The sequence below is a fragment of the Amycolatopsis sp. NPDC047767 genome (genome assembly GCF_040704195.1).
Lineage (GTDB): Bacteria > Actinomycetota > Actinomycetes > Mycobacteriales > Pseudonocardiaceae > Amycolatopsis.
The window spans coordinates 1-15027 of record NZ_JBEYSJ010000047.1 but is presented as its reverse complement, the minus strand read 5'-3'; the positions used below and the strand labels follow the sequence as shown (position 1 = coordinate 15027).

20 protein-coding genes are annotated in these 15027 nt (G+C 67.3%); 8 read left to right on the top strand and 12 right to left on the bottom strand.

Annotated features, from left to right (window positions below; all coding sequences use genetic code 11):
- Window positions 1-266 precede the first annotated feature (266 nt).
- Entirely contained in the window at window positions 267-1661 is a 1395-nt protein-coding gene (locus AB0878_RS44850) for an MFS transporter (RefSeq protein ID WP_366588613.1), read from the top strand.
- Window positions 1658-2938, top strand: coding sequence for a GGDEF domain-containing protein (locus AB0878_RS44845; RefSeq protein ID WP_366588611.1), 1281 nt, complete (start codon window positions 1658-1660; stop codon window positions 2936-2938). Before AB0878_RS44850 ends, AB0878_RS44845 begins: the two co-directional genes overlap by 4 nt.
- 2 nt (window positions 2939-2940) lie before the next feature.
- Here AB0878_RS44845 and AB0878_RS44840 read toward each other — a convergent pair whose 3' ends face one another.
- Window positions 2941-3306 carry a winged helix-turn-helix transcriptional regulator gene (locus AB0878_RS44840; RefSeq protein ID WP_366588721.1) on the bottom strand — a complete coding sequence of 122 codons (366 nt, stop codon included), beginning with the start codon at window positions 3304-3306 and terminating at the stop codon, window positions 2941-2943.
- A gap of 416 nt (window positions 3307-3722) precedes the next feature.
- Here AB0878_RS44840 and AB0878_RS44835 point away from each other — a divergent pair, with 416 nt between their 5' ends.
- The 4 genes from AB0878_RS44835 to AB0878_RS44820 all read left to right on the top strand — a co-directional run bounded on the left by AB0878_RS44835 (window position 3723) and on the right by AB0878_RS44820 (window position 6764).
- The gene (locus AB0878_RS44835; protein WP_366588609.1) at window positions 3723-4277 is read left to right on the top strand and encodes a hypothetical protein; all 555 of its coding nucleotides are present in this window, start codon (window positions 3723-3725) and stop codon (window positions 4275-4277) included.
- A gap of 115 nt (window positions 4278-4392) precedes the next feature.
- Window positions 4393-5448: a hypothetical protein gene (locus AB0878_RS44830; protein WP_366588607.1), complete on the top strand. Its 1056-nt coding sequence runs from the start codon at window positions 4393-4395 to the stop codon at window positions 5446-5448.
- Between the two features lie 90 nt (window positions 5449-5538).
- Complete coding sequence (locus AB0878_RS44825; RefSeq protein ID WP_366588605.1) at window positions 5539-6414, top strand: GH25 family lysozyme; 876 nt, start codon at window positions 5539-5541, stop codon at window positions 6412-6414.
- Window positions 6414-6764, top strand: coding sequence for a hypothetical protein (locus tag AB0878_RS44820; protein WP_366588603.1), 351 nt, complete (start codon window positions 6414-6416; stop codon window positions 6762-6764). The genes AB0878_RS44825 and AB0878_RS44820 overlap by 1 nt, the downstream gene beginning before the upstream one ends.
- A gap of 76 nt (window positions 6765-6840) precedes the next feature.
- On the opposite strand, the gene AB0878_RS44815 is transcribed toward AB0878_RS44820, so the two are convergent.
- From AB0878_RS44815 to AB0878_RS44795, 5 genes are all read right to left on the bottom strand, one after another.
- Window positions 6841-7314, bottom strand: a complete 474-nt coding sequence (locus AB0878_RS44815; protein WP_366588601.1) for a hypothetical protein — start codon at window positions 7312-7314, stop codon at window positions 6841-6843.
- A 161-nt stretch (window positions 7315-7475) separates the two neighbouring features.
- The gene (locus AB0878_RS44810; protein ID WP_366588599.1) at window positions 7476-7847 is read right to left on the bottom strand and encodes a hypothetical protein; all 372 of its coding nucleotides are present in this window, start codon (window positions 7845-7847) and stop codon (window positions 7476-7478) included.
- A 146-nt stretch (window positions 7848-7993) separates the two neighbouring features.
- A complete protein-coding gene (locus AB0878_RS44805) occupies window positions 7994-8620 on the bottom strand; it encodes a DUF4190 domain-containing protein (RefSeq protein ID WP_366588597.1) in 627 nt (208 codons plus the stop codon).
- Window positions 8621-8827: 207 nt separating this feature from the next.
- Entirely contained in the window at window positions 8828-9658 is an 831-nt protein-coding gene (locus tag AB0878_RS44800) for a hypothetical protein (RefSeq protein ID WP_366588595.1), read from the bottom strand.
- 184 nt (window positions 9659-9842) lie between these two features.
- Window positions 9843-10061: a hypothetical protein gene (locus AB0878_RS44795; RefSeq protein ID WP_366588593.1), complete on the bottom strand. Its 219-nt coding sequence runs from the start codon at window positions 10059-10061 to the stop codon at window positions 9843-9845.
- 221 nt (window positions 10062-10282) lie between these two features.
- Between AB0878_RS44795 and AB0878_RS44790 the strand changes: the two genes are divergently transcribed.
- Window positions 10283-10462, top strand: coding sequence for a hypothetical protein (locus tag AB0878_RS44790; protein WP_366588590.1), 180 nt, complete (start codon window positions 10283-10285; stop codon window positions 10460-10462).
- Window positions 10463-10523: 61 nt separating this feature from the next.
- Here AB0878_RS44790 and AB0878_RS44785 read toward each other — a convergent pair whose 3' ends face one another.
- From AB0878_RS44785 to AB0878_RS44760, 6 genes are all read right to left on the bottom strand, one after another.
- The gene (locus tag AB0878_RS44785) at window positions 10524-11651 is read right to left on the bottom strand and encodes a protein-L-isoaspartate carboxylmethyltransferase (RefSeq protein ID WP_366588587.1); all 1128 of its coding nucleotides are present in this window, start codon (window positions 11649-11651) and stop codon (window positions 10524-10526) included.
- A complete protein-coding gene (gene tgmB / locus AB0878_RS44780) occupies window positions 11648-12601 on the bottom strand; it encodes an ATP-grasp ribosomal peptide maturase (RefSeq protein ID WP_366588584.1) in 954 nt (317 codons plus the stop codon). The genes AB0878_RS44785 and tgmB overlap by 4 nt, the downstream gene beginning before the upstream one ends.
- Window positions 12601-12945: a putative ATP-grasp-modified RiPP gene (gene tgmA / locus AB0878_RS44775; RefSeq protein WP_366588582.1), complete on the bottom strand. Its 345-nt coding sequence runs from the start codon at window positions 12943-12945 to the stop codon at window positions 12601-12603. Before tgmA ends, tgmB begins: the two co-directional genes overlap by 1 nt.
- Before the next feature lie 104 nt (window positions 12946-13049).
- Window positions 13050-13397: a hypothetical protein gene (locus AB0878_RS44770; RefSeq protein ID WP_366588580.1), complete on the bottom strand. Its 348-nt coding sequence runs from the start codon at window positions 13395-13397 to the stop codon at window positions 13050-13052.
- Window positions 13390-13641, bottom strand: coding sequence for a hypothetical protein (locus tag AB0878_RS44765; protein WP_366588578.1), 252 nt, complete (start codon window positions 13639-13641; stop codon window positions 13390-13392). Before AB0878_RS44765 ends, AB0878_RS44770 begins: the two co-directional genes overlap by 8 nt.
- 357 nt (window positions 13642-13998) lie before the next feature.
- Window positions 13999-14451, bottom strand: coding sequence for a hypothetical protein (locus AB0878_RS44760; RefSeq protein WP_366588575.1), 453 nt, complete (start codon window positions 14449-14451; stop codon window positions 13999-14001).
- Between the two features lie 263 nt (window positions 14452-14714).
- On the opposite strand from AB0878_RS44760, the gene AB0878_RS44755 reads away from it, so the two are divergent.
- The coding region (locus AB0878_RS44755; RefSeq protein WP_366588573.1) for a helix-turn-helix transcriptional regulator at window positions 14715-15027 on the top strand (313 nt) is incomplete at its 3' end.

Sequence of the window (15027 nt, the reverse complement as noted above, 5' to 3'; positions counted from 1 at the left end):
TGGGGAGAATGCGCCACTTGGGGTCATTTCGGCAGGGGAGGCCGCATGATCGACGTTCGCATGACGTCTTGGCCGCGTTGGCGGTCGTATGCACTGTCCGGCCCGCGAGGCGGCCTTCCGCGTCGCCATTGTGCCTCTGAGTGATCGTTACCCCCTTCGAGTGAAGGGGGACGGTTCTTCACGATCAGAGGTGGGGGCGACTTACCGTCATCAGGACGACACGATGTGTCGGCGGTCGGTCGTCAGGTGATCGATGCGGGGGAGTAATGGCACTGCACGGCAAGCCGGGTTTTTTGTACCCGTTGCGGAACTCCGAGTTCCGGGTCCTCTGGCTGGCGGAGCTGATCTCGGTCGCGGGCGACCAGTTGGCGCGGGTCGCGCTCGCATTGGTGGTGTACGCCCGGACGTCGTCGGCGCTGCTGACGGCATTGACCTACGGGCTGACCCTCATTCCATCGCTGCTGGGCGGCGTTCTGCTTTCCGGCCTCGCTGACCGGTATCCGCGCCGTCGTGTGATGGTGATCGCCGACGGTGCGCGGGCTGTCCTGGCGGGCACGATGGCGATTCCGGGATTGTCTCTGCCGGTGTTGTGGGTGTGCGTGGGACTGCTGAGCCTTGCGGCCGGGCCGTTCAAGGCTGCTCAGATGTCGGTGCTGCCGCAGGTTCTTCAGCGCAGTGAGCAGTACGAAGCGGGTCTGGCTCTGCGCCAGTTCACGACGCAGGTGGCGCAGCTGGCCGGCTTCGCCGGCGGTGGTCTGCTGCTTGCCGTCGTCGAACCGCACGTCGGGATGGCGCTCGACGCTGGAACGTTCGTCCTGAGCGCGGTGCTGATCGCCGTCGGCGTTCGGGCGCGCCCGGCCGCTGCGGCGTCCGCGAAACCCGACTCCGGCGGCGCCAGTGGAGCTGCAAAAGGCGAGCGGTCGAACGTCGTGGCCCTCTACGCGCTGGTTTGCCTGCTGGGCTTGTACATTGTCCCCGAAGGTATCGCGGCACCGTACGGCGCCGGATTGGGAACCAGCGCCGTGGGCGTGGGTCTCTTGCTGGCCGCGGATCCGGTGGGCAGCGCTGTCGGGGCCTGGCTGAGCACGAAGGTCAGGCTGCCGGTCTCGCCGGCGGCGGCAGTCGCGCTGGCGGCGGTAGCGGGCGGTGTGCTGGTCTTCTGCGGGTTCGGCCCGGTGCTGCTCGTGTCCGTCCTACTGTGGGCAGCTTCGGGAGCTTTGTCGCAGATGTACCTGATCCAGACGCAGACGATCGTGGTGGATGTCGTGCCGGATCACCGCCGAGGGCGCGTTATGGGCCGGATGGGCACCACCATGTACTGCTCACAAGGCCTGGCCGTTGTCGTCGGCGGCGTGCTCGCCGACGCCATCGGCCCTTCCAAGACCGTGGCGGCCGCCGGCGCGAGTGCGGCCCTGCTGGCCGTGGTCGTCGGCGTGCTGTGGAAAGCGGTTCGCTCCCGGACTGCACCCGGGAGCGAGCCGGGGTCGATCACGAGACGTCAACCCGTTCACCAGTCCTTGCCACGCACCTCGGACACCTCCCCCCGGGAACCGGACCGTCACGTCGACCGGGGTAGGCACGCGGGAGCGACGCGTGAAGCCGCCGACCCGGCCGGCAATGCACAGGGCTTCAGTATGCAGGTCGGAGGCGAGCCGGCGTGAGTCGTCACGATGACGAGGGTGAACGGGCACCCGGACTACGCGGCTGGAAGGTGTGGACGCTGCCGCGGTCGGTGCTGGCAACGGTGCTCAGTGTCGACGCCGCGGCGGCGGCACTCGTGGCCGCGACGGCGCTGACCAGCGAGTTGTCAGGGCGCGACGTCGTGCGGTTCGGCGTCCTGGTCGTCGTGGGAGTGCTGGTCGCGGAGCTCACCCGGTACATCGAACAGATGCGCCGGCGGCTGGCGGACACCCCGCACGTCAACATGAGCTCGGTGACCATCCTGGCGGTCACGCTGCTGACCGGCCCGTTCTTGGGGGCGGTCGCGGCCGCGGTGCTGTACGCGCACCTGTGGCGGCGCGCCTGGCGAACGGCGGCCGGGCTCACCGTGTACCGGGCGACGTTCAACGCGAGCGGCATGATCGTGTCGACCAGCGCTGCCGCTGGTGTGGCTCAGCTCTTCGGTGGGCACCGCGTGCTGGACGCCGTGGGACCGCAGTCGTTGATCGGGTTCTCGTTGGTCATCTTCTCCTTCTGGGCAGCGAACTCGGTCCTCGTCGGACTGGTGATCTCTCAGGCGGACGGCGAGCGGTCGATCCCACGGCTGCTCGGCAGATGGGGCGAGAACGCGCTCGAGATCGTGACACTGTGCCTTGGCGTCCTGACCGCGGTGCTCATGGAGTGGCGACCGTGGCTGGCCGTTTTCATTGTTCCCCTGGTCTACGTGCTGCACCGAAGTGCGTCGGTGCAGCACCTCGAGGTGGCTGCGACGACTGACGCCAAGACCGGCTTGCTCAACATGTACACGTGGCGCTGCCTGGCAGAAAGCGGCCTCGAGAAGGCGCGGCGCCGCGGATACCCGGTCGCACTGCTCATGGCGGACCTCGACTTCTTCAAGCGGGTGAACGACGTCCATGGGCACTTGGTCGGTGACCAAGTCCTCCTCCGCGTCGCGGAAGTGATCCGCCGGCAGGTGCGGCTCGGGGATCTCGTCGGCAGGTTCGGTGGCGAGGAGTTCGTGATCTTCCTATCCGACATCACGATCGACGGCGCCGTCGACGTCGCCGAGCGCATCCGCCTGGCGGTCAGCGACCCGAAGGCTGAGCTACGGCGCGACGGTGATCGAGCTGGGCAGCCGCCGACGGTGAGCGTGTCGGTCGGTGTCGCCGGCGACCAGGACGGAGATCAGGACCTCGAAGACCTGTTGCGGGTCGCCGATCTGGCTGTTTACCGGGCGAAACAGCACGGGCGTAACTACGTCGTCGCCGCGCGGCCGTAGTTCTACGCGGACTCCTCGTCGGCTTCGTCCTCGTCGAACTCCTGCGCCCACTGGATCAGTGAGCGCGTCGAGAGCAGCCCGGACTCGCCCTTGGCGGTCAGGCGGTAGAACGTCTTCTTGATCTGGCCGGGCTCTTCGCGGCGGATGACGAGACCGTGCTCAACGGCCCGCTTCAGGGTCTGCGTCAATGACTGGTCCGAGAGGGGACGCACGTCGGCTCCGTTGCCGGGGCGGGTCTCGGCTTCGTTGACCATGGCGAGCAATTCCTTGTACTGGACCTCGCCGACGGCGAGCTCCGCCAGGACGGCGATCATCCACCGTCCGCCGAGGATCTGTACGGCTTCGTGAAAGCGTCGTTGGTACGTCACGTTGTCCCGAGCCACAGAATCCAGCTAACACCATGTCCAGCGGCTGGTCCCTGTGATCGGGAAAAGCCTGGGCTGCATGGTCCGAACGGGTGACAAAAGGCCCACTCAGCCCTCCGTGAGTGGACCACTTCGCTTCCGGTGAGTGGCATGCGGCCCCGTATACCTGAGCAGGCCAGGCACGGACCGTCCGGCAACGCATTGAGAAGACGGCGGCGCGGGCGCCACCAGGAGCAGGTTGGCACCCGCGCGGCCGTCGCACTATCGACGCGTTTCATCGATCGTGGAAATTCAAAGGGGCATCCGGTGCCGAGTACCGCCTCCCGCTGTTCCCGACGGCCCTTTCGCCGTCTCGCAAACGGGCGGGGAGCGCTAGAACCACCCGGACACGCGTTGGGCAGGACGTCGACCGATCCGCGGTGACCACCGCGGAATCGCCCGAGGCAGTTCCACTGGAGAACCCCATGAACAACCAACCCCAGCAGCCGCACGTCCTGCCGGCCGGCACGGCGCAGCGAATCGCGGAAGTCATCGAGGCCTTGCCACTCGTGTGGCCGTTCAACATGCACGCGTTCGTCGCGGCGATCAGCCGGAAGAGAGACAAGCCCATCCAGCTGATGCGCGGCGCGCTGTCCGGGGTCCTACCCACGGGCATGCTGTTCAGGACCACGACCGCCGACTACATCCTCGTGATCCGGGGCATCAACGAGGGGCACGCGAAGCACATCCAGTTCCACGAGCTTGGCCACATCCTCCTCGAGGACGCTGGGTTGACAGGGCCGGGATGCCATCGCCCCGGCGACCCCGACCGATCCGAACTCGACGAGCTCATCGTCGAGGAATTCGCGCACCAGCTGACGGCCGTGATCGTCCAGCACAACGTGACGCCTCGGAAGCCTCGCCGCACCCGCGCGCAGCAGCACCTGCACGCCGGATTCGCGGCTCGGGCCGACCTGGCGGACTCCGATGCGTGAGGCGATGAGCTGGGTCGCCTGCGTGATCGGAGCGCTCATAGTGGGAGAGGGACTTCGGGCCTTATGGATCGCTCACCACCGACGCGGGGCGCTGGCCCGCACCTACCTGGGCTGGATGCTGCTCCTGGTGGGGCTGTCGGTGGCACTGCGGGCGCCCGAGTTGGCCGCGGCTGTCGATCGCGCACTCGATGTGTCGAATGCGTCCGCGATGATTCGGGAAGCGGTGGGCCTGGCTTCGACCGTTGGTGCTTTGGGGTTGATCCGGCTGGTGGGGGCCGTCCGCTTGCGCCTTCGCTACGGGGTTGCGGTGGCTGCGGCGAGCACGGCGATCGTCGTCTTGATTGCCGGAGCCGAGTTGTCCGGCGTCAGCACGGGCCGGGTGACGCGCCTCGTATACATGGGTGCCTTCGGCCTGTACACCGGGATCGTCCTCGGGTTGTGCGCCGTGTTGTTGATCAGGGTTGCGCGGCAGACCGATCCAGTTGTCCGGACCGGCATCTCCCTCACCGCTGGAGGTTTCGCAGCGAGTGCCACAGGAGTTGCGGTCGCGCTGGTCGCGATCGTGGTGCCTCGTGCCGTGCCATCGTCAGAGGGTTGGTGGCCGCTGATCATCCAGGGCGGTGCAGGGGCGCTGCTTGCGATCGGCTCGAGCTACGCCGAGCTCGCCCACTGGACATCCTGGTTTCGGCGGCGACGGGCATGCCGGACGAACCGCGCGACAATCCACCGGCTGTGGCTGTACGTCGATCCCATCCGTCAGACCATGGCGCGGCGATCGCCGGCCGATCTCGATACGCAGCGGGAGGTCGTGGACATCTACGACGCGCTGATCTTGGCTCGGCACCTGGCGCAGGAGGCGCTCTCGGCTCAGGCTGAGCTGGTGGCGCACGCGCAGGGGCTCAGCGACGCAACCGCCGATCGCTTTGTCCGCGCCGCGGAGCTGAGGTCGTTGGTCGACGGCGAGGACCTGGAGGTCGGTCGTGTTCATCAGCGTGTGAATGTCGATCTTGAGCCAGACGCCGGCCCCGGCAGTTTCGACGCCTGTGCTCAACGGCGAGAGGTCGAGGAGCTCGGCCGACTAGTGCTGTGGGACGCGTCGGTGCGGCGAACCGCTCATCGGGCAACCCGGCCGAGCCCTGCATGTGACGCGTCTGACCGGCTCGCGGCATAGCGGCCCGATGTCCGGCAATCCGATGGCGCTCGTCATCGACCTGTACAAGAAATACAACGCGATCACCAACTGGAGCTGCTTCACGGTGCCGTGGACGCCGCGTACATCAAGTACTCCGACGGCAATGGGCCGGCCCAAGTCACCGCCGACGACTACGTGGCCGGATGCCGCGCCTCCGCAATTCCCTACGGGGGCTACCACTTCGCGCAGCAGGGCAGCGCGACCGCGCAGGCCGACGTGTTCATCGCGATGTACCGCAAGTACGGCGGGATGCTCGCCCCCGCGCTGGACCTGGAGACCGGCGACATCCCCGTGGCCCAGCGGCCGGCCTTCGCGCGGGCGTTCCTCGAACGCGTGCACGACGCCTTCCCGCGGGTGGTCCTCTACGCCTCCACGTCGTGGCTCGCCAGCCTCAAGCCCGACAGCTGGCCCTACGACTGGGACATCACCTGGGCCGCGGAGTACGGCGTCAACAACGGGCAACGCAACCAGGTCACGCACTATGCCGGCCGCGTCGACCTGCACCAGTTCATCAGCAACGGCCGGGCCGCCGGCACCGTCGGATCGGTCGACCTCAGCTACACCGGCAATCTCTCCGCGCTCCTGCTGGCCGGCGCCCCGCCCGCGCAGACGTCCGCCGCGACCCTCACCGACGACGAGGAGACCAACATGAAGCTCGACGCCGGAGACCGGCGCTCGCTGTCGTTTGACATTCCCGCCGGCGCGACGAAAATCCGCGTCAACTGCCCGATGGACAGCATGATCGTGCACGGCATCTGGCAAGCCGGCGACGGCCTGCCGCCCGGTACGGACTTCGACTACAAGTGGTCCTACGAAAAGGACTTCCGCGTCGACCGGCTACGCCCCTGGAAGATCGACGTCGCGCCCGGCGCGACCAACGGCAGCATCATCTACAGCTACGCCAAAGACCACCCCGAGCGCGCCGCGTCCCTGAGCTTCCGGTGATGATGGCCATGCAGTACGCCAAAGCCGCCGTCGCCGTCCTCGCCGCTGGAGTCTCCGCCGTCCTCGCCGCACTCACCGGCGACCAGATGATCTCCACCCTGGAGTGGGTGAATATCGCCATCGCTGTCGCCACCGCCGCCAGCGTGTTCGCCGCGCCCAACGTGCCCGGTGCCCGAGCCACGAAACTCGTCCTCGCCGTGATCATGACCGGCCTCACCGCCGTCGTGAACGTCATCGGCGCCGAAGCCACCACGCCGACCGATTGGTGGCAGCTGCTGACCGCGTTCCTGGGTGCCGTCGTCGTGTACGCAGTCCGCAACACCCCGCAAAGCCCACCAGCGGTCGTCTGAGGCCCGTCGACACCCCCGAATGGGGCGCGGCGCCATGCTCGGCGGTCGCGCGGCCCGCGGTCGTGGCCGCCGGCGATCAGGACGGGCCATTCGACGTGAGAGTGAAGTCGTACGGTCCGCCCGGCGCCTGAGGTGCCTTCACGGACAGCCACGTGTAGGCGAGTCCTTCCAGACCGGTCACGGTGACCGACGCAGGGAATTGGACGAAGTGGCCGTCGGCGCAGTCCGGGATGCAGTCGTTCTGCGACAAAACACCGGAAGCATGCGCAGTCGGCGATCCCCAACCCGACCACCGCAGTCCCTGCAACTGGCTGTTGGCGTCGGCACAAGTCAGCACGTACGACGAGGGCGCCGAAACGGCATCATGCGTGCACGTATAGATCGCCACCAGCGGCGCACTCAATGTCGTGGTCGGCTGATTGGTACCGCGGCCCACGAAGTAGCCGCCAGCGAACGCGCCGATCAATGCCACCACGCCAAGCGCACCGCTTGTCGCAGCGATGGCCGTCCGGTTCATGTCCATCCCAATGTCGTTCTTCGAGCTGATCAACGGATCAGTCGGGAGTTGCCAGGCGATCGTTGCGTGAGCAAGCATCCCGCAAGCCGGACCGGCCCTTCCCTTCCGCCGGTCCACAGAAAGCCCCCGCCGCTCCCCGGTGCTGTCGTCACCCGGGTTGAGCGGCGGGGGCTTTTTTGTGTGCTGGCGTCGGCTCAGAAGCTGGCGTCGGCGATCGCGACCCACGAGTGCGCCTCTATCGACGAAACCGTATGCACGCCGTGAGACCCGATCTCGACTCCATAGTTCGGGAGACCGTCGGGCACGTCTCGGACCGTGAAGTCGAACCTGCACGCAGCTCCCAGCGGGTTTTCCACGAACTGACCCTGGCCCAGCACACCCGACGCAAGTGCCTTCCCCGTCTGGTCGTACACCTGCACCAAGGTCCCGAGCTTCGCGTCGGCGTACACCGCGGTGCCCTGGCAGATCTCGCCACTCTTCAAGCCCGTAGAGCCCTTCGGGACCAGCAGCGACAGCGCCCCCTTCACGTCGAACGACGGACCAGCGGCATTGGTGTCAGTGAACATCGACTTATAGCTTGACGGAGCAGGCGCTGTTGCCGACGAGGCAGGCGTTGTCGCCGAAGGAGCAGGGGTGTCGGATCCGCACGCAGCCGCGGTAAGCCCAACGGCTGCCACCAGTGCGGCGATCACAGATGCGCGGCCCATGCTGATCAGAAGCCGTTGCAGGAGGCGGTGGCGAACTGGCCGGAGGCGGTCGCGGTCTTCGACTCCTTGCCGTCGACAACTACCTTGCAGGTCGCGTTTCCGCCGCCGGCACCGGTCGTGACGGTGAGCGTGCCGCCCTTCACCAGCCCCTGGGCGGTGACGTCCTTCGACCACGGCAGCTTGGCCTGCTCCTGATTGGTGGACAAGTCACTGCCGGACATCGTCGAGTACGTGATCGTGGCATCCTTCGCGGTGCCGCTGACCTCGTAGTGCACCGTGACGCTGCGGTTGGCCTCGGTGTTCAGGTCGCTGACGGCCTTGGTAGCGGTGGCAGTCCAGATGATGCAGATGACCAGGCCGATCACCGACAGGACCAGGCCGGTAATGGTGAGGCCCTTGTTCGTGGCGCGGTGCTTGCGGATCCGGCCGAGCCCGACAGCGGCGAAGATGATGCCGAGAATGACCAGGGGCCAGGCGACCAGCCCGATGATCGGAATGAAGCTGAAGATCAGGCCGATCAGCCCGAGCACGAATCCGGTGGTGCCGAGCCCGTTCTTCGGGGCGGTCGGAACGGGCGCAGTCTGCTCAGGGTAGGACTGCTGCGGGTGAGGCTGATTCACGGTTTTGCTCAACTTTCGGTATGGAGTTTTCTCGTGGTGAAGACCGCAAGCCTCAGACATGTCGGAGTGCGCACCCTGACGGTTACGCGCCACAGCACGGTGTTACGGCCGTGTTATCTCAGTTCTCCCACTGCTCCCCGGTGTCGTCCTCACCCGGGTTGAGCGGTGGGGCTTCTTTGCGTTCTGCGCCCAATTCAGAAGCTCGCGTCTGCGATGTGGTCAGAATCCCACGGTGGCCGACCGGTGCTCGAACCATTGCCGAGCGGACGCTGCGAGCGTCTGCTTCCACTCTTCGTCCGGCTGATCCTGGGCGATCTCTTCCCACATGGCCGTCAGGCCCCTAGCGAACAGGTTGATCGCGGCAGGGTCGGCGTCGCGCCACGCCGGACACTGCCGGGCGATGTCCTCGGCACTCTCCGGCGGATGCCCCCAGGCAATGAGGCGTGGCACCAGACATGCCGGGTCGATCCAGGCTGCGCCTCGCGTGGGCCACGCCCAGTCGATGACTTGGACGTCTCCGTCGCTGGTGACGAGGACGTTCGACGGGTTGTAGTCGGTGTGCAGGATCGTGTCTCCGGCCAGGAGTCGGCGCGCCGCGGGGTCCTCGATCATCGCGGCCCAGCGGAGTTCTGCCGGTCGGAAGTACAGGGGCGGCAGGTTCGGACATGGCAGCTCTGCCAGACGCCGCATCGTGGCGAGAACCTGTGGCAGGTCGGCCGACCCGGGCGTGTAATCGGCTGAGCGGCCATCGACGTATTCGAAGCAGAGGAGATCCCATCCGTGGATCTCGATCCGCCACCGCAGTTCCGGGGAGACGGCCCGCACGTGCGGGTTGATCGCCGCCTCGCGCTGCTGCGTGACGACCGCGCGATGGTCGGTGCGCAGGCCCTTAATGAAGACCCGGCCCTGCTCGGTGTCGAGGATGGTCGCGATCGCGGAGTTCTGCCCATCGCCGACGGTCTTGGCCGCAAGCACCGGGCCAAGGAGGGCTTCCGCGGCGTTGCGCACGGCGGGAGGGAGCTGCTCCCAATCGAGGCGTGGGATGGCCATCAGTGAATTGGTCCTCGAATCGTGGGTGCTGGCGGGGTGGAGCCTACGAGTGGAGCGGGCGCGGCTGAGACTCCGGCGAGCAGCTCGCTCAGCGCCCACCACCCAGCCCAGATGAGCGCGCCGCAGAACGCGACCAAGCCGAGGGCGATCCAGATGTGGCCATAGCCGTGGGGCCCGCGGTCGCTCACCGGTCGCCTCCGGCCGGCACGCTGGAAGACTCGACGCCCGCGTCTTCGGCGGGCTCCTGGTGCTCGCTCCGGTGGATCCGACGCAGCCGGCGCCACAACATCGCGGCGCCCCATGCGGCGTCCACGATGAACATCGCCCAGCGGGCGTAAGTGCCGGCGAGGTGCGACCACTCGTCGAACACGCCCGCGACGATCAAGATGGGAACGACGAGCACGAGCGGTGCGAACACGGTGTCGAAGACCGCGCTCCCACGGCTGTCCGGCTCGTCGTCAAGACTGCTCCGTCTGGTTGGTCGATGTGGCACGAGTCCAACTCTCTGACCTGCGGATCGCGCGCAGAATCGAATGAATGTTCTACTGAATTGTGGTCTTCTACTTCTCGTCCGAGGTCCGGCTCTCCACGGAAGACCCGGGCATGTGCGGAAACCATCACGTCATGGCGCCGGGCGAGTTCGGCTCGCACTTCGTGCGCTGCGGGAAGGAGTGCACCGCGAAGGAAGGGCCGGCCGGTGGCCACTGGGTGTGGCGGTGCCAGCAATGCGCCGACGAAGGGCTCAACCCATGGATCTACCCGTGGGGACACGTGGTGCAGAAGGAGCGGCTCTACCCCGACTGAGTCCGAGGTGGGCCCGGTCGTCGCCCGGCGCCCACCTCGGCCGGCTCAGCAGGTCAGCCGGTTACCGGGGCAGCGTCCATGTCCGGCCGGCTGACGGTTCGTCGAGCCATACGGTATGGCGTCCGTCCGGTGACACCGTGAGACCGAGGCGGTCCCAGCTCGGTTGCCCCGCCTCGTCCCACTGGGCGTAGCCAAACTCGACCGCGTCCCACAGGTCCCTCGGCCCGGCCTGGGCAACCGCGCGGTGACCGTCCTCGCCTGCGGCAATGTCGACGTGCGCCCACGAGCCATCTGCACTCGTGATTGTGGCTTTGGCCGGCTTGTAGTCGCTGTCCAGTTGCAGGCCGTACGTCGTGTCGCTGGGGAGCTTCAGTGCCGAGAGGAACCACGGGACGCTCTGCTCCCACGCGAGCGGTGGGTGGGTGGTGGTGCCGTGGCGAACCTCGGTTCCATCGGCCGGCGAGCTGGCCTGGGGGGTGGGTTCGCCGGGATGCCGCATCGCCATGAACGTCGCGTAGCCGCGATCGAATCGCCCGATCAGCGAGTCGCCGTCCTTGCGCAGCAGCACGAGGTTGCCGGCCGAGATGGTGAGTTTGAGGTCGGCCAGGATCATGCCGTCCTCGTGCAGCTGCTCGGCCCAGGCCGCGGGAATGCGAGGTACGGCAACGGTCGCGATGATCCGGTTGTAGGGAGCGAACTCCGGTAGCCCGTGAACGCCGTCTCCGGTGCGCAGGGTGGGGCTGAAGTCGAGCCCGGCGAGCCGTTCCCGCGAGGTGTCGACGTAGTCGATATCGACGCTGAACACGTTCTCGTCACCGAGGTACTCGCTGAGCAGGGCGGCGTTGTAGCCCGTGCCGGTGCCGATCTCCAGTACGCGGTCGCCGCGCTTGACGTCGAGCAGCTCCAACATGCGGGTCATCAGCCCCGGCTTGCTGGACGAGGACACCGCGTGGCCTCGCTCATCGACGTCGGTGGGCAGCGACGTGTTCGAGTACACCGCGTCCAGTCCGTCGGCGTCGGTGGCCAGGACTCGGCGCCAGCCACCGCGCTGCCCCTGCTCGAAGAACTCAGGGACGAACACGTGCCGCGGTACCGCACGGAACGCCCGCTGCCAGTCGGGAGAGGTGAGGTTGCCGCGCTCGGCCAGCTCGTCGGCAAGCCGATCCAGCCGCGCCTTCCAGTCGGTCATGCGATGCCTCCGGCGAGCAGGTCTGCGAGCTGGTCTGTGAGCGGGGCGCCGGTGTGGTCCTCCAGCCACCCGTATTGCCCGGCGGCGTTGACTTCCAGGAACACCCACTCGCCGGTGGGGCTCACCACGAAGTCGATCGCGCCGTACACCAAGCCGAGTTCCTTCATCAGGTTGCGGATGCCGGACTCGACAGCGGCCGGCGGGGTCACCAACTCATACCGCAAGCTGGCGTAGTCGGCGCGGTAATCCACGTACGACGCGGCGCTGTCGGCGTGGATGCTCACCGCCGTGAGGTGATCGCCGATCACGATCACCCTGGCTTCGTGCGCCTTCGGCGCCCACCGTTGGAACTGGTGCGCGGTCTGCTCGACACCGCGGAGATCGTCGAGATCGGCCGGGTCGAGCAGGTGCGTGCGGGAGAACTTGCGGACACCGCCCTCCACGACGGAGACGCCTCCGAGCATCTTGCTCACGGTCCGCCCGCTGTCGGCGAACGCCCGCACGGCCTCGGGTTCGTTGGTCACCAACGTGTCCGGCACGGTGAGGCCGCAACGCTGCGCGGTCACCAGCTGGACGGGCTTGTATGCCGCGTCGGCCAGCCGCGCGGGGTGGTTGACCCACAGGACGGGCAGAGTCATCAGGATGCCGCCGAGACCGTACTTGGCCTCGATCGTCGCGTGCTGCCGCTCTGTCGCGGTCATCGCCGCCGGGAAATCGAAGATCCTCGGGGACCGGTACCAGACCGCCGTAATGGTGTCGAGGTCGATCGTCCGGTACGGCGTGCGCAAGCTGCCGCACCACCGGCCCGAGGCCAGCTCAGCGGTGAGGCTGAGCTGGCCCGGGAACCAGGACGTATCGACCCGATGCACGATCGTCTCCCGCTTCTCCAGCGCGGAGACCATCAGATCGGCGGACGGGTCACGCTCCCCGGTCAGGATGAGGACGGACATCAGACCGTGTACGGGTTGTCCGGCACGGCGTCATAGGTCCAGTCCTCGGAAGGCCCCTCGTCGCCATCCGAATTCGAGACGGAATTCGCGGTTGGGGCACCCATCTGAATCAGAGGTCGACCGTCGGAGTCGACCGCGAGCTGACTGGCCGGGTCGTAGGTGCCCCTCGGCGCCTCGGAGCCGACCACCCGTCCCTCCTGCATCCAGCGCAGGCCCCACGGGCGAATGTGCGGGGCGGACGGGGCGTCGTCGCCCGCACGTTCCCGCAGTGGTCCCAGCGGGAACTGCGCACTGTGGGTCGCCACCGGGTCGTTGGCGAAGGCCGGCTCACATACGGCTGTCATCGATCTCCCTTTCTAGGTCACGCGTACGGGCTCGTACGCGGGTGTTACGCGGGCCCCGGGCGTCGCTCCCGGGGCCCGCTCAGGCGCTCCATATCCGCGAAGAGTCAGAGCGCCAGTCTGGGGACGCGCTGCGCGAGCAGCAGCGCCTGTTCGGTGGGCATCAGCTCGTGGCCAACGTCGCGGTAGTGCTCAAGCTCAGCCATCGCCAACGCCATGTGCTCCTTAGTCGGCGCCATTGCCGGGTTCACGGCGAAGCTCAGCCGAAAGCGCGCGACGTGGTTCACGCCGATGTCGACGGCCAGGAGCGTTCCGTAGGTGACGATCTTGTGGGCCCAGTCGAGCGGCCCGAGATCTGGCGGCAGCCACTCCCACGGGTAGAGGGCGGCCTTGCCCAGCTTGATCGCCTTCACCACCTCCGTCGGGTCCTGCACGCGGTGCAGTGGGCTAGGCACGGAGCAACTCCCGAAAGCTGGCGTAGGTCAGGGTGGCGGAGAAGGCCCCCCAGGCCGCGGCGTCGAAGATCGTGTAGGCGTAGCCGTCTTCGCGGGCCTCGCTCGGCACGCGGGTGATCCACACCGGGCCGCCCCCGTCCGTCGTCTTCGCGTACTCGCCATCCGTTCCCAGACTGGAAAATGCGATCCACTCGGGAACGGCCGCGGCGATTTGGGCGCGCGTGAACTTGTCCTTGTCCTGCATGGGTTTCCTACTTCGCGAGAGTGGGGTCCGGCCCCGCAGGAAGGAGGGGCGGTGGGGCCGGAGATGGGGGGCCTGCCCCCGGCACGGCAAGAAAATGGGGGTACCGGGCCGGGGGCAGGCATATCGGTGCGGCGAGCGGGCGCGGGATGCTCTAGCCGGACCGTGGCGGGTGGGGTGGATGCTGAAATGAGCGGAGAAGATCGGCGACGGCTCGGCTGAGCCGCGTACCCGCGGTGTCGAGCAGCGCGTGCGGCTCGGCCGGCACCCCGAGGACCACGCACCCACACAGCACTGGCGGATGCTCACCACGCTGCCGACACGTCGGCGCGTGCTCGCGCGAGCCGAACACGAAGACGCTCATACGAGAGACTTCGGTCTTGGCGTCGGGCGAGGACGCGGGGTGAGCCCGGTGTAGGGCCGCCGCCGCTTGCGGGAGAGCCGTGTCTGCTGCTGCGGCACCGCGACGGTCGAGACCGAGGCGAACTCCACCGTCCGCTCCTCCTGCGTGGCCGCCGGAATCCGATCCATGACCTGCGTGTCTTCGTCGAGGCGTCGCTGGGCGGTTTCCTCCGCAAGCCTCGTGAACTCGGCGCGACGAGCTTCGTCGATCTTCGACTGAATGCTTTCGGCTTCCTTCGCGAGGCGGGCCTTCAACTTGTCCACGGTCAGGGCACCGCGCTTCGGGGCGGTTGGCCGGCGCGCTCGCGCCAGCCAAATGACCACCACCGCCAGCAACAGCAGGATCACGCCGACCGTGATCACCGCCGGATCCCCATCACGCACCGCATCCGGAATCGTCCCTGCACCCATGCTGATCAACCCCTCAGTGCCAGGTCGCACACGGTCCCCCAGCGGCTCGTCGTCGTTGGCCAGGCAGGCAGGAGCGCTGACGCAGAGTCAGTGCCCCCACCTGCCGTCGGCTGGTCCTCAACCAGGGCGTGAGCGGTTTGCCGAGTTCTCCGCCTACTGGTTGTCACTGGACCAACACGCGCAACAGTAGACTCCGCCATAGGCAGATAGCAACACCAAACAACGCAAAGGCGTTGATTTGAGGAGGCGATATGCTCCCGAACATGCCCGAACTCGTGACACAAGGCTCGCGTCGACTTGGTGGCTACCTGCGCGAACTCCGCGACGGCTGCAAGAAGACGCTTGAGGAGGTCGCTACCCACCTCGATCAGGACAAGGGCACGATCAGTCGCTACGAGGGTGGCCGGCTCAAGCCGAAGTGGTCCGTCGTCGTCATGCTGACCAACCTCTACGGCGCGACCGACGAACAGGCAGAACGCGTTGGCGCGCCTCCCACTTTTCGGACAGTGGGCCTAATAAGGTCTGGTCTGGATTGGAGGATGTGCAATGCCGGAACGGCGGCGGAAGTTTTCTCCC